This window comes from Knoellia sp. p5-6-4 (assembly GCF_029222705.1).
In the GTDB taxonomy this organism is placed as follows: domain Bacteria; phylum Actinomycetota; class Actinomycetes; order Actinomycetales; family Dermatophilaceae; genus Pedococcus_A.
On sequence record NZ_JARGZF010000003.1, the window covers coordinates 104,209 to 123,834 of the forward strand.

Sequence of the window (19,626 nt, forward strand, 5' to 3'; positions counted from 1 at the left end):
CGATGTGCCCCGACCGGACGATCCCCCTGCTTGCTGTCCCCGATATCGCTGAATCGTGTGGCATCGGGCGTTTCCGAAGCCAGTGGACGAGAGTCTGCGAGTGGCTGGTGGAAACGTCAAGAGATAGTAAAGAGAGCGCCAAGGATCAGTCATGAAGAGGCAAACGATGGCAAAGGGGCCTGACTCGACGTGTTGGGCAGCAGTGCCGCGGATCGGTCTGCCCGCCTATGTCTGGATGCTCCCGAAGCGCTGGAGCCCGCGGGCGCGGGGGTGGCGGGGGACGGCGGTCGCCATGTGTGGACGAAGGCCCTAGCGGGGCCTCATCCCTTTGTATGAGGCGCAGCCCCGCGCTGGCTCAGATCCAGCTGGGGAACCACATGCGGTCCGACCACTGCGGCTGCGGGATCACCTGCGCGGTGTAGATGGGCCAGAACCACGCGAACAGGGCGAGGGTCAGCAGCAGGTAGCCGCCGACGGCATACAGGCCCCACTGGCGCCGCCGCCACGATGCGCCACGCCTCCCGAGCACCAGGCCGAGCACGAACACCACGCCCAGCACCACCCAGGGCTCGAAGGCGATCGAGTAGAACGAGTAGATCGTGCGGTGCTGGTAGTTGAACCAGGGCAGGTAGCCGCCGGCCAGGCCCGCGAGCACGGCGCCGGCGCGCCAGTCCCGGCGCAGCAGCCAGTGGTAGAGGAGCACGAAGACCGCGATCGCGCCCAGCCACCAGATGGAGACCGTGCCGATGGAGGTGATCGCCTTGGAGCACTGCTCGACCGCGCAGCCGTCCTGGCCCTTCTTCGGGCCCTCGTAGAAGAAGGAGGTCGGACGCCCCTGGACCATCCACGACCACGGGTTGGTCTTGTAGGGGTGGTCGGAGGTCAGCCCGACGTGGAAGGTGTAGATCTCCTGGTGGTACTTCCACAGGGACAGCAGCGGGTCGGGCACCCAGCTCCACCCCCAACGCGGGTTCTCCGCCGCCCACTGGCGGTCGTAGCCGGCGGTCGAGCGGAACCAGCCGACCCAGGAGACCAGGTAGGTGGCCAGCGTCGCACCCACCAGGGCGAGCGCGGCGAACAGGCCGTCCTTGACGATGGTCGCCCAGAACCAGTGCCGCACCCCGGCCGCACGGCGGGCGCCCATGTCCCACCAGACGGTCATGAGCCCGAAGGCCACGAGGAAGAACAGCCCCGACCACTTCGTGCCGGCGGCGAGCCCGAGGCAGGCGCCCGCCACCCAGCGCCACGGGCGCGCGCCGAGCCACGGGCCCCAGCCCAGACGTGACGGCAGTCCGGCCGGGGAGCGGGCCGCCACACGCTCGGCGAGCAGGGCCCGCGACCGGTCGCGGTCGATGAGCAGCGCGCAGAACGCCGCCAGCGCCCAGAACATCACGATGATGTCGAGCAGCCCGGTGCGCGAGTGCACGAAGTGGTGCCCCTCGAACGCGAGCAGGAAGGCCGCGACGGTGCCGAGCAGGGTCGAGCCGAACATCCGCCGCGCCGCCCGCCCGATCATGAGGATCGACAGGGTGCCCAGCAGGGCCACGGAGAAGCGCCAGCCGAAGGACGAGGTCTGCCCGAAGAGCCACTCGCCGCCCGCGATGACCCACTTGCCCACGGGAGGGTGCACCACCAGGTCACCTTCGGTGCCGAACACGTCGGGCGTCCCGTTGGTGAAGAGCTCGTCGGGCTTCTTCAGCGAGTCGGGCACCCGCATCTCGACGCCGTGGCGCAGCATCGAGACGCCCTGCTTGACGTAGTAGGTCTCGTCGAAGACGAGCTGGTCGGGGCGGCCGAGCGACCAGAAGCGCATGAGGCCGCCGACCAGCGCCAGGGCCAGCGGGCCCGCCCAGCCCCAGAACACGTCGGTGGGCCGGTATCCGAGCAGGCGGGATCGCAGCTGCTCGGTGCGCGTCATGGGCGCCATCGTAGAGGGGTGCCCCCACCTGAGAGGATCAGCCGGTGACCGCCAGCACCGGTGTCCTCGTCCTCGCCGCCACCCCGATAGGGGACCCGCGTGACGCGGCGCCCCGGCTGGGGCAGGAGATCGCCAGCGCTGACGTGGTCGCGGCCGAGGACACCCGCCGCCTCAAGCGCCTGTGTTCCGACCTCGGCGTCGCGCCCGGGGGTTCGGTCGTCAGCTACCACGAGCACAACGAGGCGAGCCGCACCCCGGAGCTGGTCGAGCGCCTGCGGGCCGGCGAGCGGGTGGTCGTCGTGACCGACGCCGGTATGCCGTCGGTGTCGGACCCGGGGTACCGCCTGGTTGCTGCCGCCGTCGACGCCGGCGTCCACGTCACCTGTGTGCCCGGCCCGAGCGCGGTGCTCATGGCGCTCGCGGTCTCCGGCCTGCCGGTCGACCGGTTCTGCTTCGAGGGCTTCCTCTCCCGCAAGGGCGGCGAGCGGTCCCGCGCCCTCGAGGCGCTCGCGGACGAGCGCCGCACCATGGTCTTCTTCGAGGCCCCACACCGCATCGAGGCGTCGTTGCGCGCCATGGCGGAGGCCTTCGGGTCGGAACGGCCGGCAGCGGTGTGCCGCGAGCTGACCAAGACCTACGAGGAGGTCCGGCGCGGAGGCCTCGCCGAGCTGGCCGACTGGGCGGCCGAGGGCGTCAAGGGCGAGATCACGGTCGTGGTCGCCGGGGCGCCCGGGCGTACGACGTCCGTCGAGGAGGCGCTGCCCGGCATACAGGAGCGGGTCGCGGCGGGCGAGCGCCTCAAGGACGTGTGCGCCGACGTGGCGGCGCAGACCGGCCTGTCGAAGAAGGCTCTCTACGACGCGGCCCTCGCCGCCCGGTAGCAGGAGCGGCTCAGAGCCAGGAGAGGCGGTCGCGCAGCAGCGTGTAGCCGACGAAGGCGACCACGTCGAGCAGGGTGTGCGCCACCACCAGGGGGCCGACCCGGCGGGTGCGCGTGTAGACCCAGCCGAACAGCAGCCCCATCGCGATGTTGCCCACGAAGGCGCCGAAGCCTTGGTAGAGGTGGTAGGTCCCGCGGATCAGCGCCGAGAGCCCCACGACCAGCGGCGCCGACCAACCGACCTGGCGCCAGCGCGTGAAGAGGTAGCCGACCATCACGACCTCCTCCAGCACCGCGTTCTGGGCGGCGGCCAGCACGAGGACCGGCAGGGTCCACCACTGCTCGCCCAGGTTGGCGGCAGCGACGGTGGTGTTCAGCCCGAGCGACCGGGCGCCGGCGTAGAGGGCCAGGCCGGGCAGTCCCACCGCTGCGGTGAGCAGCAGGCCCCGCAGCAGGTCCTGGCCGGGCCGGCGCAGGTCGGCCCCGATGGCGTGGTGGGCGTCGGGGTCGGACCGGCGCAGCAGGTGCAGGGCCAGGAGGACGGGCACGAGGGCCAGGCCGATCCCGGCCAGCTGGTAGGCCAGGTCGAGCCACGGCCGGTCGGGGGTGACCGACGAGTTCATCGCCGTGGTCTGCTGGTTCAGCGCGGCCTCGGCAGTCACCTTGCGGATGATGCTGAGCACCGACCACACGGCCGAGGCGCCCAGGCTGACGCCCAGCACGAGCCAGGTCTCCGTGAGCACCTGGCGGCGGCTCAGCGACTCCGCTGGCACTGACTCGGCCGCGCTGGCGGTGGCCTCCCCGGAGCTCATGGGCGCCAGCGTATGCCGCGTGGCCGCGTGCCGGTGCCGCCCACCGCCGTGCGGGCTCGGTGGCGGGTCAGACAGGCACCCCTCCGCGGCGCCTGCGCCACCGGCGCACCCTGAGGCTGCCGGCGATGAGGGCCCAGGCCAGCAGGACCAGGCCGATGAGGCACAGGATGGGGGCGAACAGCGCGGCCAGGCTCAGGCCCACCGAGGCGCCGTCCTCGGCGGTGGAGACCACCGGCGCGCCGAGGCCACCCGTGCCCATGTTGACCACTGGACGGGCCGCGACCTTGCCGGTGTGCACGAGCCCGGAAACCACCACGCCGAGCACGATGCCGACCCAGGGGTGCTCGGCCATCCAGGTCGAGCTGTCGATCTCGGCCGCCGCCGAGGTGGCGGCGAACATCAGGCCGCCCATGGCCGGGCGGATGAACGTCTGCACCGCGTCGTTGACCGTGTCGACCGCGGGAATCTTGTCGAGCACGACCTCGCTGAGCAGCAGAACGGCGCCGATGCCGATCGCCCACCCGCTCTCGATCCACGCGTAGGAGGCCGGCAGGGTGATGAGGTCGGTGAACCGCGCCACCAGCGCGACGATGAGGAAGGGGATGTAGGCGTTCAGGCCCGCGGCTGCGGACAGCCCCATTCCCGTGAGGGCTTCGATCACACGACGAGTGTGGCGCACGAGGACCCGAACGGCGCCTCAGTCGCCCTTCACGTTGACCGCCTGGCGCAGCGTGTGCCGCACGCGGACGAGGTCGGCCGAGTCGGCCATGACCTGGTCGATGTCCTTGTACGCCTGCGGGTGCTCGTCGAGGAAGGCGTCGGTGTCGCGGTACTCGATGCCGGCCATGGCCCGGCGTAGCTGCTCCCGGCTGAAGCGACGGCGGGCCGCGGTGCGGGAGAACTGCCGGCCGGCGCCGTGCGGGGCGGAGCAGAGCGACAGCTCGTTGCCGAGTCCCTCGACGACGTAGGAGCGGGTGCCCATGGAGCCCGGGATGAGGCCGAGCTGCCCCTTGCGTGCCTCGATGGCGCCCTTGCGGGAGACCCAGACGGCGCGGCCCGAGTGCGTCTCGCGCTCGGTGAAGTTGTGGTGGCAGTTGACCCGCTCGGCCTCGACGACCGGCTCACGCAGGAACTCGCCGAGCTGCCGGATGACCCGGTCCATCATCTCCTCGCGGTTGAGCAGGGCGTAGTGCTGGGCCCAGTGCAGGTCCTGGATGTAGGCGTCGAACTCGGCGGTGCCCTCGGTGAGGTAGGCCAGGTCGCGGTCGGGCAGGTCGACCCGGTCGCGCTTCATGATCCGCCGGGCGATGTCGATATGGTGCTGGGCGAGCTTGTTGCCCACCCCTCGCGAGCCGGAGTGCAGGAAGGCCCAGACGCGGTCCTGCTCGTCGAGGCTCACCTCGATGAAGTGGTTGCCCGAGCCGAGCGAGCCGAGCTGCTCGCGCCAGCGGTCGGAGTAGCGGTGGGGGTCGAGGCCGATCGCCTCGGCCTCCTTCTCCAGCAGGGCGACCCGCGGTGCGGCGGTCTCCACGATGCGCCGGTTGGCCGCGCCGGCGGACAACGGGACGGCCCGCTCGATCGCACCGCGGAGGGCGCGCAGGGGCTTGCCCGCCAGGTCAGGGGCCCGGAACTGCGTCAGCACGGCGATCATCCCGCAGCCGATGTCGACCCCGACGGCGGCGGGGATGATGGCCGCGTCCGTCGGGATGACCGACCCGACCGTGGCGCCGAGGCCCGGGTGGGCGTCGGCCATCAGGGCGACGTGCGGGTGGACGAACGGGAGCTCGGCCGTGCGGCGAGCCTGCTCCAGCGCCTGGGCGTCGACCACCGAGGCCCAGCTGACGAGCCTGGGGCTGATCCGCTCCATGCCCACCATCGTGCACCCCGAGGCCGGGTGTGGCGTGCCCCCTAGGATTGCGTCCCATGAAGGTCCTCTCCGCTGTCGCCTGGCCGTACGCCAACGGGCCGCGGCACCTCGGCCACGTGGCCGGGTTCGCCGTCCCCTCTGACGTCTTCAGCCGGTACATGCGCATGGCGGGCCACGACGTGCTCATGGTCAGCGGCACCGACGAGCACGGCACCCCCATCCTGGTGCAGGCCGACAAGGAGGGCACGACCGCCCGCGAGCTCGCCGACAAGAACAACCGGGTCATCGCCCACGAGCTCGCCGACCTCGGCTGCTCCTACGACCTGTTCACCCGCACCACGACGGCCAACCACTACGCCGTGGCGCAGGAGCTGTTCACACAGGTCTGGAACAACGGCTACATGATCGAGCGCACCACCAAGGGCGCGATCTCCCCGTCGACCGGCCGCACCCTGCCCGACCGCTACATCGAGGGCACCTGCCCCATCTGCGGTTACCCCGAGGCGCGCGGCGACCAGTGCGACAACTGCGGCAACCAGCTCGACCCCACCGAGCTCAAGGACCCCAGGTCCAAGATCAACGGTGAGACACCGGAGTTCATCGAGACCCAGCACTTCTTCCTCGACCTTCCCGCGCTCGCCGACGCGCTGCGCGAGTGGCTCGAGGAGCGCGAGGCGTCGGGCACCTGGCGGCCCAACGTCATCAAGTTCAGCCTCAACATCCTCGATGACATCAAGCCCCGCGCGATGACCCGCGACATCGACTGGGGCATCCCGGTGCCGCTCGACGGCTGGCGCGAGCAGCCCACGAAGCGGCTCTACGTGTGGTTCGACGCCGTCATCGGCTACCTCTCGGCGTCCATCGAGTGGGCCCGCCGGCTCGGCGAGCCCGAGCGCTGGCGCGAGTGGTGGAACGACCCCGAGGCGCTCACCTACTACTTCATGGGCAAGGACAACATCACCTTCCACTCCCAGATCTGGCCCGCCGAGCTCATCGGGTATGCCGGCAAGGGGGCTCGCGGGGGAGAGCCCGGTCCGTACGGGGTGCTCAACCTGCCCACCGAGGTCGTCTCCAGCGAGTACCTCACGATGGAGAGCAAGCAGTTCTCCTCCTCCCGCGGCCACGTCATCTACGTGCGCGACGTGCTCTCGCGCTACCAGCCCGACGCGCTGCGCTACTTCCTCTGCGCCGCAGGCCCGGAGAACCAGGACGCAGACTTCTCCTGGCGTGAGTTCGTCACCCGCACCAACAGCGAGCTCGTCGCCGGCTGGGGCAACCTGGTCAACCGCACGGCGTCGATGATCGCCAAGAGCTTCGGTGAGATCCCACCCGCGGCCGAGCTCACCGCTGACGACGAGGCGCTGCTGGCCAAGGTGCGCGAGGGCTTCGACACCGTCGGCGGGCTCATCGGCCGGCACCGGCTGCGCCAGGCGATCGGTGAGGCCATGCGCGTGGTCGGCGAGGTGAACAAGTACGTCACCGACCAGGCGCCGTTCAAGCTCAAGGGTGAGGACGAGCGCGAGCGGCTCGGCACGATCCTCCACGTGACCGCGCAGGCCGTCGTCGACCTCAACACCATGCTCAGCCCCTTCCTGCCGCACTCGTCCAACGCGGTGCACGCGACCTTCGGCGGCGAGGGGCAGTTCATGCCGATGCCCCGCGTCGACGAGGTGACCGACCTCGACGACGGCCACCCCTACCCGGTCATCACCGGTGAGTACTCCTCGACCCCCTCGTGGGAGTCCCGTCCGGTGCGTGTCGGGGCCCCTGTGACCAAGCCCACTCCGGTGTTCCAGAAGCTCGACGACTCCGTGGTCGAGGAGGAGCTCAGGCGGCTGCAGGGTGACGCCGCTGACGAGGCCGATGGCGACGCCTGAGCCGTCCCGTCCGGCGACCGGTCGTCGGGTGCCCACGGCCCCCGACCCGCTTCCCATCCCGGTGGTCGACAACCACACCCACCTCGACATCGCGCGCGACGGCGAGGAGCCGTCCGACGTGGCCGAGGTGGTGGCGGCTGCCGTCGCCGTCGGGGTCGACCGGCTCGTGCAGATCGGGTGCGACCTGCCGGGTGCACGCTTCACGGTGGAGCTCGTCGACAAGCACCCGGAGATCCTCGGCGGGGTCGCCCTCCACCCCAACGAGGCGCCCCGTCTCGCCGCGGCCGGGGCCCTCGACGCGGCATACGAGGAGATCGAGGCGCTCGCCGCCCACCCCAGGATCCGCGTGGTCGGCGAGACCGGTCTCGACTACTTCCGCACCGGCCGGGATGGTGTTGGCGTGCAACAGGATTCGTTCCGTTGGCACATCGACCTGGCCAAGCGCCTCGGCAAGGCTCTGCAGATCCATGACCGCGACGCCCATGACGACGTGCTGCGCATCCTCGACGAGGAGGGAGCGCCCGAGTGCACCGTGATGCACTGCTTCAGTGGCGGCGTCGCGGTCGCCCGCGCGTGCGTCGACCGGGGCTTCCTCCTGTCCTTCGCGGGCACGGTCACCTTCAAGAACGCCCGCCCCCTCCGCGACGCCCTGGCGGTCACCCCGCTGGAGCAGGTGCTCGTCGAGACCGACGCTCCCTACCTGGCCCCGACGCCGTGGCGCGGAGCGGCCAACGCGCCCTACCTGGTGCCGCTGACGGTGCGCGTCATGGCCGACGTCATGGGGGTCGCCGTGCCCACCCTCTGCGCGGCGCTGAGCGCCAACTCGGAGCGCGTGTACGGCCCCTGGTGACCCGGGCGGCGGGCCGCGGGCCAGGTCGACGTAGTCACTAATGGCACCCATGTAGTTCCCGCAGGCTATTGACTTCGGCGTTACCAAAATTTGACCTACGCCCCAATCGCGGTCATGGTGGATGACTGTTAGCCGGGTTCGGTTTGTCCCCTGGCGGCACGCCCCCGGGGTGTTGGAAGGCCGATGACGGTGGACCGACACCCCCTTTTCACCGTTGGACGGTGCCCCTGTCTCACACGCAGGGTGTGCGCTGTCACCCCCCCCGCGTGCGCCTGTTCCGATGCCCGGGAAGTTCGAGCACTGGAGCATCGTGATCTCTCGTTCGGTCAGACGCGTCGCGCAAGGCGCCGTGGTGACGACCCTCGTCGCCGGCGCAGTGGGCGTTTCCTACTTCGACAAGTCCGTGAACCTCTCCGTGGATGGCAAGACCTCGTCCGTGCGCTCCTTCGGAGGCACCGTGGCAGACGTCCTGGAGAAGCAGAACATCCGCGTCGGCGAGCACGACGTGGTCGTCCCCTCGGCCGACAGCAAGATCCAGGACGGCCAGAAGATCGTCGTCCGCTACGGCCGCAAGCTCACCGTCACCGTCGACGGCAAGACGCGTGAGTACTGGACCACCGCCACCACGGTCGCGTCCGCGCTGCAGGAGCTCGGCATCCGCGCCGACTCCGCCAAGCTGTCGGCCTCCCGCTCGCAGACCCTCGGCCGCGAGGGTCTGAGCCTGACCGTCTCTACGCCGAAGTCCGTGGCGGTCCACGTCGACGGCAAGAACCTGGCGACCGCGTCCACCGGCCTGACCGTCAAGGAGGCGCTCGCCGACCTGCGCATCACGGTCGACCGCGACGACCGGGTCAAGCCTGGCCTCAACGCCCCCATCCGCGACGGGCTCAAGATCGCCGTCCAGCGCGTGAGCACCAAGACCGTCAACGCGACGCAGGCCATCGGGTTCGGCACGGTGGAGAAGAGCGACTCCTCGCTGTTCAAGGGCCAGAACAAGACCGTGAAGGCCGGCCGTGAGGGTGCCAAGGTCGTGACGTACCGCCTGGTGACCGTCGACGGCAAGACCGAGAGCAAGAAGGCGCTCAAGTCGGTCGTCACCCAGCAGCCGGTCGCCCGCGTCGTGGCGGTGGGCACCAAGCCCCGCCCGGTCGCCGACAGCGGCTCCACCGGCTCGAGCACCGGCTCGGGCGGCGCCATCAACCTGGCCCGCGCCGACATGTGGGACCGCATCGCTGAGTGCGAGTCCAGCGGCAACTGGTCGATCAACACCGGCAACGGCTACTACGGCGGCCTGCAGTTCGACATCCAGACCTGGCTGGGCGCCGGCGGCGGCGACTTCGCCTCGCGGGCCGACCTGGCCTCGCGGGAGGAGCAGATCACCGTGGCGAACCGGGTCTACGAGGACCGCGGCCTGCAGCCGTGGGGCTGCGCCCACGCGGCCTGACCTCGCCAACGAGCAGCGGCAGCGCCCCGGACCCCTGTGGTCCGGGGCGCTGCCGCTGCTCTGCTCGCTGTCCTGACGGTTTCCGCGGTCCCCTAGGCTCGCCCCCATGACCGAGCAGGAGACCAGCGGGTACCTCGGGGCTGCCCAGATCCGCGAGCTCGCCGCAGGTCTGGGGCTCAGGCCCACCAAGCAGTGGGGCCAGAACTTCGTCGTCGACGCCAACACGGTCAAACGGATCGTCCGGCTGGCGGGTGTGGGTGCCGCCGACAGCGTGGTTGAGGTCGGCCCCGGCCTCGGCTCCCTCACCCTCGCCCTGCTGCCCGAGGTCGGGCACGTCACCGCGGTGGAGGTCGACCCGGCCCTGGCCGGCGTCCTGCCCGCGACGGTGCGTCGCCTCGCCCCTGCCTACGCGGACCGGCTCACCCTGGTGCACGCCGACGCGCTGAAGGTCCGTGAGCTCCCCGACCCGCAGCCCACAGCCCTCGTGGCGAACCTGCCCTACAACGTCTCCGTCCCTGTGGTGCTCGGCTTCCTCGAGGCCTTCCCGACCCTCGAGCGCGTCCTCGTGATGGTGCAGCTCGAGGTGGCCGAGCGGCTGGCCGCGGCGCCGGGCTCGAAGGTCTACGGGGTGCCGAGCCTGAAGGCCGCGTGGTACACCGACGTCAGGCTGGCCGGCACCGTGTCGCGCAACGTGTTCTGGCCGGTGCCGAACGTCGACTCCGGCCTGGTGTCGATGACGCGCCGTCAGCCCCCCTCGACCGCCGCGCCGCGCGCGGACGTGTTCGCCTGCATCGACGCCGCGTTCGCACAGCGCCGCAAGACGCTGCGAGCCGCCCTGGCCGGCTGGGCCGGGTCGCCAGCACGTGCGGAGGAGCTGCTGCGGGCGGCGGGCATCGACCCGCGCACCAGGGGCGAGCAGCTGGGCATCGAGGAGTTCGCTTCGATAGCAGCGGCCCGGCTGGCCTAGGGTGGGGCGCATGACGTCTGCGACCGTGCCGTCCTCGTCGGCGACGGTGCGTGTCCCGGCAAAGGTCAACCTCGAGCTGCTCGTCGGCCCGCGGCGCGAGGACGGCTTCCACACCCTCTCGACCGTCTACCACGCGGTCAGCCTCTTCGACGAGGTGACCGTCTCGTACGCCGACGAGTGGGGGCTGGAGGTCTGCGGGCCACGGGCCGAGGGCGTGCCCACCGACGGCAGCAACCTCGCAGCCCGGGCGGCTCAGCTCCTGGCCCGCGCCGGCGGCGTCGACGAGCCGGTGCACATCCGCATCCGCAAGGACATCCCCGTCGCGGGCGGCATGGCCGGCGGTTCCGCCGACGCGGCTGCGGCCCTCGTGGCGTGCGACCACCTGTGGGGCCTCGCGATGACACGCGAGGAGCTCGAGGAGCTTGCGGCCGAGCTCGGCAGCGACGTCCCGTTCCTCCTGGCAGGGGGTACCGCGATGGGGTCGGGCCGGGGCGAGGTCCTCGCCCCGGTGCTCGCCCGCGGCACCTACCACTGGGTCTTCGCCCTCAGCGACGGCGGGCTCTCCACCCCTGCGGTGTATACGGAGTGCGACCGGCTCCGCGAGGGCCGGCTCGTCCCCGAGCCGGCGCCCAGCCCGGCCATGATGACGGCCCTGCGCTCGGGCGACGCCCACGCGCTGGGCCGTGCCCTGACGAACGACCTCCAGGCCGCGTCGATCCACCTCAGGCCCGAGCTCGGGGACATCCTCGACGCCGGGCTGGAGTTCGGCGCGCTCGGCGGCGTCGTCTCGGGCTCGGGCCCGACGGTGGCCTTCCTGGTCGAGGACACCGAGGCCGCTCTCGACCTGGCGGTGTCGCTGACCGCCTCCGGCACGGTCCAGGACGTGCGGCGGGCCACCGGTCCAGCCCATGGAGCCCACCTCGTGGCAGGACCACGGCCTTAGCTGATGGTGAACCTGATCTCGGTCGAGCGGGCCTCGCTCGCCCTCGGAACGGCCCATGTCCTCGACGACGTGTCCCTCGGCGTCAACGGTGGAGCGCGCATCGGCGTCGTCGGCCGCAACGGGGGAGGCAAGTCCACCCTGATGCGGGTGCTCGCCGGCCTCCAGCCTGTCGACTCCGGCCGCGTGACGCGAGCCGGGGACGCCTCGTTCGGGATGCTGGCCCAGGCCGACGACCTCGACCCGGAGGCGACGGTGCGCCAGGCCGTGCTCGGCGACCTCGTGGAGCACGTGTGGGCCGGTGACGCCCGGGTCCGCGACGTGATGACGGGCCTGCTCGGCGGTGTCGGGGCCGAGGCCGTCGGCGGGCTGGAGGCCCGCGTCGGCCCGCTGTCGGGAGGCGAGCGCCGGCGCCTGGCGCTGGCCCGGCTGCTGGTCGCGAACCCGGACGTGCTGCTGCTCGACGAGCCGACCAACCACCTCGACGTGGAGGGGGTCGCCTGGTTGGCGGAGCACCTCGTGCGCCACCGGGCCAGGCCCGACAACGCGCTGGTCGCGATCACCCACGACCGGTGGTTCCTCGACGCGGTGGCCACCATGACGTGGGAGGTGGTCGGCGGGCAGGTCCAGGACTACGAAGGCGGCTACGCGGCATACGTGCTCGCGAAGGCCGAGCGCGAGCGGATGGCGGCCGTCACGGCGGAGCGGCGCGACAACCTCCTGCGCAAGGAGCTCGCGTGGCTGCGGCGGGGCGCCCCGGCGCGCACCAGCAAGCCGAAGTTCCGGATCGAGGCGGCGAACCAGCTGATCGCCGACGAGCCACCGCTGCGCGACGACGTCGAGCTGCTGAGGTTCGCGACCACGCGCCTGGGCAAGGACGTCATCGACCTGCTCGACGCGAGCGTCGAGCTCGGCGGGCGGGTGCTGCTCGACCGCATCACGTGGAGGCTCGCGCCGGGGGAGCGGGTCGGCATCGTGGGGGTCAACGGGGCGGGCAAGTCGACGCTGCTGCGGGCGGTCGCCGGCGAGGTGCCGCTGTCCTCGGGCAGGCGCAAGGTGGGGGCGACGGTGCAGGTCGCCTACCTCTCGCAGGAGGTGCGCGAGCTCGAGCGGTATGCCGGGTGGCGCGTCATCGAGGCCATCGAGGACGTGCGCAAGTACATCCGCCTGGGGAAGAAGGAGATCAGCGCCTCCCAGCTGGCCCAGCGCCTCGGCTTCACGGGCGGACGGCAGCAGACCCGCGTCAGCGACCTGTCGGGCGGCGAGCGACGGCGGCTCCAGCTGACCCGGCTGCTGATGTCGGAGCCGAACGTGCTGCTGCTCGACGAGCCGACGAACGACCTCGACATCGAGACGCTCACCTCGCTGGAGGACGTGCTCGACGGGTGGGCGGGCACCCTCCTGGTCGTCTCCCACGACCGTTACCTGCTCGAGCGGCTCTGCGACCGGCAGGTGGCCCTCATGGGTGACGGTCGGGTGCGGGAACTGCCGGGAGGGGTCGAGCAGTACCTCGAGCTCCGCCACGAGCAGGAGGAGGCTGCCACCGTGTCAGGGGCGGCGCAGCCCGCGACGCCCACGGCACCTCAGGCAGCGGGTCCGTCGGCGGCCGAGCTGCGTGAGGCCCGCAAGGACATGGCCCGCATCGAGAAGCAGCTGGCCCGGCTCGCCGAGCGCGAGGAGCGGCTGCACACCGCGATGGTCGAGGCGGCCACCGACCACGCCAAGGTGCTCGAGCTCAACGGCCAGCTGCGCGAGATCGTCGACGAGCGGGAGGCACTCGAGCTCGAGTGGCTCGCCGCCGCCGACGTCGTGGGCTGACCGGGTCGCCGACCTCAGCCGGCGGGCCGCATGTGGGACCACGGGCGGTCGAGGCGGAACAGCCTGCCCGTTACCTCGACCGGCTTGATCTCGACGATGCTGAACTTGGCCGTGGGCACCCAGGGGCGCAGGGGGAGGTTCTCGGCCTGGTCTGCCTCCTCGCCCTGGAGCTCGCGAGCCGTGCCTCGCACGACGACGCTGGTGGCCCGCTCCTCGTCGTAGTGGTCGATCTCGAACGCCACGTCGTGGTTCATCGTGATGCCGAGGAGCTTGCTGCCCTCCGCGGTCCGGAAGACGATCCGTCCCCGGTGCACGACGTAGTTGATCGGGACGATGTGCACCTCGTTGACGAGGTGGAACGCGAGACGGCCGAATTCCTGCTGCCGGAGGAGCTCCCAGCAGTCGAGTTCGGGCAGCTCGGTGACGACCTCGTGGTTGTTGTCCATGAGCCCTCCTCGGCCGCTGTTGGTGGTGCGCCAAAAGTAGGACGAACCGCGCGGGCTGCGGATGGGCCGAAAGACTCAGCCGTTGCGGCAGTCAGCTCTCGAACGGGCTGAGCAGCCGGCGGAGCAGGTCGGCCAGCTGGGCCCGCTGCCGTTCCGGGAGCTCGGCCAGGAGATCGCGCTCGCGGGCGAGCAGGTCGGCCATCGCGGCGTCGACGGTGCGCTTCCCGCTCTCGGTGAGCTGGACGATGACGCCGCGCCGGTCGTGCGGGTCAGGGCTGCGTTCGACGAGACCGCGCCGCTCGAGGCGGTCGACCCGGTTGGTCATGGTCCCGCTGGTGACCAGGGTCTGCTGGACGAGCTGCCCGGGGGAGAGGCGGTAGGGGTCACCCGCGCGGCGCAGGGCCGACAGGACGTCGAACTCCCATCCCTCGAGGGAGTGGCGGGCGAAGGCCTGGGCACGGTCGAGGTCGAGGCGTCGAGCGAGCCGGGAGACGCGTGAGAGCACGTGCAGCGGCGCGACGTCGAGGTCGGGCCGCTCTCGACTCCAGGCTTCGACGATCCGGTCGACGTCGTCGGCGGGCGCGCTCATGCTTCGCATCGTACTCGCCATCAAGTATCTTGATATCAAGACACTTTGAAGGAGCTGTGATGTCGAACCGTTGGGACCCCGCCCAGTACGCCCGCTTCGCCGACCACCGGGGTCGTCCGTTCAGGGACCTGCTGGCCCAGGTGGGTGCGGAGGATCCGCGCCTGGTCGTCGACCTCGGGTGCGGGAACGGGCCCCTCACGCTGACGCTCGCCGAACGCTGGCCGCGGGCGCGTGTCGTGGGCGTCGACTCCTCGCCCCAGATGCTGGAGTCGGCCCGTGGGCTCGACTCGGACGCCCGGGTCGAGTGGGTCGAGGCCGACCTCGCCACCTGGGACATCGCCTCCCTCGGCGCGCAGCCGGACGTGGTCGTCACCAATGCGACCCTGCAGTGGGTGCGCGGTCATCGCGACCTGCTGCCCGGGTGGGTCGGGGCCATCACGAACGGCGGCTGGTTCGCCATGCAGGTGCCGGCGAACCTCGCGGCGCCGTCGCACCAGCTGATGCGCGACGTCGCAGCCGACCATCCGGCCGCTGAGCACCTGCGCGCCGACCTCGCGCGGATCGGGGCCGCCGAGCCGGCCGACTACGTCGAGGACCTCAGTGCACTCGGCTGCGTGGTGGACGCCTGGGAGACCACGTACCAGCACATCCTGGATCCTGAGGGGCGACAGGAGAACCCGGTGCTCGAGTGGGTGCGCGGCACGGGTCTGCGCCCGGTGCTCGACGCCCTCACCGACGAGGGTGAGCGGGCGGCCTTCCTGGCCGACTACGACGCGCGTCTCCGCGCGGCATACCCCCGCAGGGCCTATGGGGTCCTGCTGCCGTTCCGACGTGTCTTCGCCGTGGCACACAAGGTCGAAAGTCGCTGACCTGCAACGAGTTTGCGATCGGGGGCTTGCTCCTGGGGCACTGGCGGCCGCCGCTGATGGTCCTCCCGAAGTGGGGTCCGTGGTCCGCCCAAACCGGGACGTTCGGCCCTGAGGTCCCCTCTCGGCGGATCGAGAGACTGCTCATGCATCAAGAGATCGCAGTTTCAACCACCGCCGGAGATCCCGGCAGAGCGAAGGACAGAGCAATGCGCAAGACCATGGACAAGCTCGTCTCCTGGACCGGCCTCATCGTGGCCGCCGTCCTCCTCGTCGCAGGCGGACTGCTCACGTGGGCCAGCAACTTCGTCGCCCAGAACGTCAAGGAGCAGCTGACCGCGCAGCACATCACGATGCCGGTCGAGGAGAGGTTCCCCGAGGGGCACGAGGACGCCCTCGCTCCCTACGCGGGCCAGCCGATGGAGAACGGCCAGCAGGCCAAGGCCTACGCCGACCACTACATCCTGGTCCACATGAACGAGTCGAGCGGTGGCAAGACCTACTCCGAGGTCAGCTCCGCGTTCAACAAGATGAAGGCCGACCCCAACGCCGACCAGGCTGAGGTGGCCAAGCTCGGCGAGCTGCGTCAGTCGCTCTTCATGGGCAGCACCCTCCGCGGCCTCCTGCTCTACGGCTACGCGTTCGACACCATCGGTCGGATCGCCGGCTACGCCGCCATCGGCGCCTTCGTCGGAGCGGGCCTCCTGCTCGTCCTCGGTCTGATGGGTCTGCGGCACGCGGCTCGCGAGCCCGAGATCCAGTACATCGAGACCCCGACCCGCGGACAGGCCGTCACCGCCTGACGCACCACGGCTTCCCCCGCGACGGGCCCTGGGACCACCTCCCGGGGCCCGTGTCGTATGCCGTGGGGGCGGAGCTCAGTCCCGGGTCGCCCTCAGGGTGGGCTTCTTCTCCAGGTTGGCCAGGCCGTTCCAGGCGAGGTTCACCAGGTGGGCGGCGACGTCGGCCTTCTTCATCTTGGGGGAGTCGAGCCACCACTGGCCGGTCAGGGCCACCATGCCCACCAGCATCTGGGCGTACAGCGGAGCGGCCTTCGGGTCGAGCTTCCGGCTCTTGAACTCGGCGGCGAGGATGTGCTCGACCTGGGAGGCTATCTCGGAGATCAGGGTGGCGAACGACCCGGTGGACTGCCCTGCGGGGCTGTCGCGCACGAGGATGCGGAAGCCGTCCTTGGAGCTCTCGATGTAGTCGAGCAGGGCGAGCGCGGCGCGCTCGAGGGTCGTGCGGCTGCCCTCGTCGGCCGTGAGGGCACCGGTGATGCCGCCGAGCAGGGCCGCGATCTCGCGGTCGACGACGACGGCATACAGGCCCTCCTTGCCGCCGAAGTGCTCGTAGACAACCGGTTTGGAGACGCTCGCCTTGGAGGCGATCTCCTCGACGGTAGTGCCCTCGAATCCCTTGGCGGCGAACAGCCTCCGGCCCACGTCGATCAGCTGCTCGCGCCGCTGCTTGCCCGTCATGCGGGCGCGCACCGTGGCGATGGCCTCGTTCTCGCGCTGGTCAGTCACACGCGCCATCATGCCTGTTGCGTGGTCGCGGACCGTGGAGCGGGCCGGGAGCGCCGTTCCGTGGTGCGGGGCCGGGTTGGCTACCCTGTGCGCAGTCCTGCTATCAGGACGTTCCCCGGTTGGTCTGCTGGCAGGGCCCGCCTGACTTTGAATCAGGACAAGCGACGTAGGTTCGATTCCTACCCGGGGAGCCAGACCCGCAGGTCAGCGGCTTGGGCCTTCGGCGGCAGGCTTCTCATCGGGCCGATTTGCTAACGGGTTTGCTAACACCAGCTGGTCGGAGTCGACCACGGCGCCGAAGATCTGGGCCACCTCGACCGCCTGGTCGCGCAGGACGTGGGCGTAGACCCGCAGGGTGATGGCCGGGTCGGCGTGGCCCAGCCGCGCCGCCACCACATGCACTGGGACGCCGGCCTTGAGCAGCAGGGTGGCGTGCACGTGGCGCAGGTCGTGCAGCCGCATCGGCGGCAGGACGGGCTTGTCGTGGCCGGCGTTGATCGCCGCGACGGTGCGGCGCATGAGCGAGCCGGCCACGTCGGGGAAGAGCGGTGAGCAGAGCTGCGTCATCGCGCAGTTCACTGTCCTGGTGGGGTCGTTCACTGCGCTCAGGCTCCTCGGTCAGGTGCCAGCCCTCGGTGCATTGCGTCATCCGCAGCCGGCGAGCCCGGGCGGCGCAGGGAGGCACTTGGAGTCCAGTGTCGAGCCGCAGTCGAGCACCGCTGGCAGAGCGGGGTATGACCCTCACCGAGTTGGCTGAACGTGTGGGGGTGTCGATCGTGAACCTCTCCATTCTGAAGAACAATCGCGCAAAAGCTGTCCGCTTCTCGACTCTGACGGCCATCTGCGACGTACTCGGATGCGACGTCGGAGACGTGCTCCGAATGGAGCCCAACTAACCCCGGCTTAATCAGCTCGCGTATCCGGGTCGTCCGGTTGCCACTCGGGTCGGTAGCGGGGGTGGTCGCTGTAGACGGCTGCCGCGATCCGTAGTGACTGGCACGGATAGGCTCCCTGCACGTCACGCACACCGTGGTCGGCCCGCCCGGGTCCTACGAAAGGTCGTCGTCATGGCAGAACAACATCTCTCGCTTCAAGGCGACCTCCGAGAGCGTTCTCCTGCCTGTCGCGCTGACGCGGCCATCCGCCGTGACAGCGACGCGAGAGTCCTCCAAGGTCGTCCTCGCCATGCCTTCGCGGGCCAGGCGCTCGTCATCTCAATCCGGGACTCGAGAAACATCTGGATGCTCATGACGGCATGCTGCCGCACAGTCACCGCGTGAACCATTGAGCCGTTCCCGGCAGCCTCCCCATACATCGGCAGAGCGACCCGCAGGCAGTTCGGGACGTTTGCCTAGGGCTGGGCGCGACGACGGATCCGCCACCACCTGACGAGGGCGAAGCACACCCAGTATCCAAAGGCAACCACCAAGGTGAGCACTGGCGGGCCAGGCAGCCCCGTCAGCGGGCGGATGCGTGTCAGGGGTGAGCCAAGCTCCACGGCTGCCCATGTGGCGCCGGCGACACTGACGATCCATCCGGTCAGTGCCAGCGACACCACCACCCGGGACGGCTTGGCAAGTGCCCTTTCGAGGGCACTACTCATGAAGTGCCCTCGCTAGCCGCCCGTTCCACGCGGAGGAACTTACCCCCGATTCTTACTCGATGCGGCAGATCCGGATGGCCTACTCGATGTAGCCAGTGCTGGGATCGACTCGGCTCAGGAACTGGCGAATCGCTTCCTCAAGCTGCAGCTCAGTCTGGTGCTCACCGCTGCAGGTTGACGTCGCGAAGCCGTAATCCGCGTTCGGGCCCGTGGCCCATCGAAGCTCGTAGACGCCAGGGTCGCCGACGCGCTCATTGACATCGAAGCGCTCACCGTCGACCACCATCCGCTTCACGACATGAGGCTACCTATCCGGGGCAGGTCCGGATGTTCTCGGCCGTGGCTCTTCACACGCGGCTTTGTGCGACCCTGACCGCCGTGCATGAACGTGAGATCGATGGTCGGGCCCTCTTGGAGGCGGCATTTGTCTTCCTAGGAGGCATCTTCCTGACCGGCGACGTACTCGACGGAGTAGGACCGGCGTCCGGCTTCGCACTGGTCATGGAGTGGGCAAAGGTGGTTCTTGGTCCGTTGCTACTGGCGGTCGGGGCATGGCAGTTGCTGCGGCTGTATCGCCGGCGGAGGCGGCCGCCCGAAGGCCACGGAGAGCGGTAGGGGTCCTTCCTCCTCGCGGCAGATGAGTGCCTTTACGGGAGCCGCCGGTGGACACGGCAGGAGCGCTCACGAGCCGCTTGCTGCCTCCCGGGACGAGGAGCACGGCGCCGCCGCCCTGCAGCGGACCACGGTGAAGGAGATCGCCCAAAAGGCCCGCAGCGGCCTGACGATGAGCAAGGCGGCCGATACCGACCAGAGCCAATCGTGCGCATCGGGGCAGGGCGGGTAGCGTGTCGGTTAGGAGGTGCGCGGAATGCACCGCTACATCGACGAGTTGCGTCTGCTGCAGGCGATCCGGCTGGCGGTGCTTGCCACCGATGCGGCGGGGACCATCACCTTCGTCAACCGGGCCGCGACCGAGGTCTTCGCCACCGTCGACGCCGAGCTGGTCGGTCACCAGGTGCACGACCTGATCGCGCCCGGCGCCAGTGACGGTCCGCTGGACCTCGACGCGGTGATCGCGGGTGATACCTGGCGAGGCGACCTGACCCTGCGGCGCCCTCGCGGTGACACCTTCGTCGCCGCCGTGTCCGGCACACCGGTCCGCGACCCAACCGGCCAGATCACCGGGATCGTAGTGGTCGCGGAGGACATGAGCGAGATCC

General features: G+C 70.4%; 20 protein-coding genes and 1 tRNA gene. 12 read left to right on the plus strand and 9 right to left on the minus strand.

The features are described from left to right. Positions 1 to 355: 355 nt before the first annotated feature. Positions 356 to 1,918 (minus strand): phospholipid carrier-dependent glycosyltransferase, encoded by a 1,563-nt coding sequence (locus P2F65_RS17785; RefSeq protein WP_275811002.1) that lies wholly within the window; start codon positions 1,916 to 1,918, stop codon positions 356 to 358. A gap of 44 nt (positions 1,919 to 1,962) precedes the next feature. Between P2F65_RS17785 and rsmI the strand changes: the two genes are divergently transcribed. Further along, positions 1,963 to 2,799, plus strand: coding sequence for a 16S rRNA (cytidine(1402)-2'-O)-methyltransferase (gene rsmI, locus P2F65_RS17790; RefSeq protein WP_275811004.1), 837 nt, complete (start codon positions 1,963 to 1,965; stop codon positions 2,797 to 2,799). A 10-nt stretch (positions 2,800 to 2,809) separates the two neighbouring features. Here the strand turns inward: rsmI and P2F65_RS17795 are convergent, their stop codons facing one another. From P2F65_RS17795 to P2F65_RS17805, 3 genes are all read right to left on the minus strand, one after another. Further along, positions 2,810 to 3,610: a CPBP family intramembrane glutamic endopeptidase gene (locus P2F65_RS17795; protein WP_275811007.1), complete on the minus strand. Its 801-nt coding sequence runs from the start codon at positions 3,608 to 3,610 to the stop codon at positions 2,810 to 2,812. Positions 3,611 to 3,677: 67 nt separating this feature from the next. Continuing rightward, positions 3,678 to 4,271: a DUF4126 domain-containing protein gene (locus tag P2F65_RS17800; protein ID WP_275811010.1), complete on the minus strand. Its 594-nt coding sequence runs from the start codon at positions 4,269 to 4,271 to the stop codon at positions 3,678 to 3,680. Between the two features lie 36 nt (positions 4,272 to 4,307). Next, positions 4,308 to 5,477, minus strand: a complete 1,170-nt coding sequence (locus P2F65_RS17805; RefSeq protein ID WP_275811014.1) for an RtcB family protein — start codon at positions 5,475 to 5,477, stop codon at positions 4,308 to 4,310. Between the two features lie 56 nt (positions 5,478 to 5,533). On the opposite strand from P2F65_RS17805, the gene metG reads away from it, so the two are divergent. From metG to P2F65_RS17835, 6 genes are all read left to right on the plus strand, one after another. Next, positions 5,534 to 7,354, plus strand: a complete 1,821-nt coding sequence (gene metG / locus P2F65_RS17810; protein ID WP_275811017.1) for a methionine--tRNA ligase — start codon at positions 5,534 to 5,536, stop codon at positions 7,352 to 7,354. After that, positions 7,341 to 8,204 (plus strand): TatD family hydrolase, encoded by an 864-nt coding sequence (locus P2F65_RS17815; RefSeq protein WP_275811020.1) that lies wholly within the window; start codon positions 7,341 to 7,343, stop codon positions 8,202 to 8,204. The genes metG and P2F65_RS17815 overlap by 14 nt, the downstream gene beginning before the upstream one ends. A gap of 352 nt (positions 8,205 to 8,556) precedes the next feature. After that, positions 8,557 to 9,648 (plus strand): resuscitation-promoting factor, encoded by a 1,092-nt coding sequence (locus P2F65_RS17820; RefSeq protein ID WP_275811023.1) that lies wholly within the window; start codon positions 8,557 to 8,559, stop codon positions 9,646 to 9,648. A gap of 106 nt (positions 9,649 to 9,754) precedes the next feature. Further along, positions 9,755 to 10,615: a 16S rRNA (adenine(1518)-N(6)/adenine(1519)-N(6))-dimethyltransferase RsmA gene (gene rsmA / locus P2F65_RS17825; protein WP_275811026.1), complete on the plus strand. Its 861-nt coding sequence runs from the start codon at positions 9,755 to 9,757 to the stop codon at positions 10,613 to 10,615. Between the two features lie 10 nt (positions 10,616 to 10,625). Further along, positions 10,626 to 11,558, plus strand: a complete 933-nt coding sequence (locus tag P2F65_RS17830) for a 4-(cytidine 5'-diphospho)-2-C-methyl-D-erythritol kinase (protein ID WP_275811029.1) — start codon at positions 10,626 to 10,628, stop codon at positions 11,556 to 11,558. Between the two features lie 3 nt (positions 11,559 to 11,561). Further along, positions 11,562 to 13,373: an ABC-F family ATP-binding cassette domain-containing protein gene (locus P2F65_RS17835; protein WP_275811032.1), complete on the plus strand. Its 1,812-nt coding sequence runs from the start codon at positions 11,562 to 11,564 to the stop codon at positions 13,371 to 13,373. A gap of 14 nt (positions 13,374 to 13,387) precedes the next feature. Here the strand turns inward: P2F65_RS17835 and P2F65_RS17840 are convergent, their stop codons facing one another. Beyond that, positions 13,388 to 13,819 carry a pyridoxamine 5'-phosphate oxidase family protein gene (locus P2F65_RS17840; protein ID WP_275811035.1) on the minus strand — a complete coding sequence of 144 codons (432 nt, stop codon included), beginning with the start codon at positions 13,817 to 13,819 and terminating at the stop codon, positions 13,388 to 13,390. Positions 13,820 to 13,910: 91 nt separating this feature from the next. Next, positions 13,911 to 14,408 (minus strand): MarR family transcriptional regulator, encoded by a 498-nt coding sequence (locus tag P2F65_RS17845; protein ID WP_275811038.1) that lies wholly within the window; start codon positions 14,406 to 14,408, stop codon positions 13,911 to 13,913. 59 nt (positions 14,409 to 14,467) lie between these two features. Here P2F65_RS17845 and P2F65_RS17850 point away from each other — a divergent pair, with 59 nt between their 5' ends. Further along, a complete protein-coding gene (locus P2F65_RS17850; protein ID WP_275811041.1) occupies positions 14,468 to 15,277 on the plus strand; it encodes a methyltransferase domain-containing protein in 810 nt (269 codons plus the stop codon). 206 nt (positions 15,278 to 15,483) lie between these two features. Then, positions 15,484 to 16,077, plus strand: coding sequence for a hypothetical protein (locus tag P2F65_RS17855; protein WP_275811043.1), 594 nt, complete (start codon positions 15,484 to 15,486; stop codon positions 16,075 to 16,077). 75 nt (positions 16,078 to 16,152) lie between these two features. Here the strand turns inward: P2F65_RS17855 and P2F65_RS17860 are convergent, their stop codons facing one another. Next, entirely contained in the window at positions 16,153 to 16,755 is a 603-nt protein-coding gene (locus P2F65_RS17860; RefSeq protein ID WP_275811059.1) for a TetR/AcrR family transcriptional regulator, read from the minus strand. A gap of 160 nt (positions 16,756 to 16,915) precedes the next feature. On the opposite strand from P2F65_RS17860, the gene P2F65_RS17865 reads away from it, so the two are divergent. Then, positions 16,916 to 16,997 (plus strand) — tRNA-Gln (locus P2F65_RS17865). Positions 16,998 to 17,007: 10 nt separating this feature from the next. Here P2F65_RS17865 and P2F65_RS17870 read toward each other — a convergent pair. Further along, positions 17,008 to 17,403 (minus strand): tyrosine-type recombinase/integrase, encoded by a 396-nt coding sequence (locus tag P2F65_RS17870; RefSeq protein WP_275811046.1) that lies wholly within the window; start codon positions 17,401 to 17,403, stop codon positions 17,008 to 17,010. 95 nt (positions 17,404 to 17,498) lie between these two features. Between P2F65_RS17870 and P2F65_RS17875 the strand changes: the two genes are divergently transcribed. Next, positions 17,499 to 17,699 (plus strand): helix-turn-helix domain-containing protein, encoded by a 201-nt coding sequence (locus tag P2F65_RS17875; RefSeq protein WP_345803717.1) that lies wholly within the window; start codon positions 17,499 to 17,501, stop codon positions 17,697 to 17,699. Between the two features lie 786 nt (positions 17,700 to 18,485). Here the strand turns inward: P2F65_RS17875 and P2F65_RS17880 are convergent. After that, positions 18,486 to 18,692 (minus strand): hypothetical protein, encoded by a 207-nt coding sequence (locus P2F65_RS17880; RefSeq protein WP_275811062.1) that lies wholly within the window; start codon positions 18,690 to 18,692, stop codon positions 18,486 to 18,488. Positions 18,693 to 19,274: 582 nt separating this feature from the next. On the opposite strand from P2F65_RS17880, the gene P2F65_RS17885 reads away from it, so the two are divergent. Then, positions 19,275 to 19,626: PAS domain-containing protein (locus tag P2F65_RS17885; RefSeq protein ID WP_275811053.1), on the plus strand; the 352-nt coding region annotated here is incomplete at its 3' end.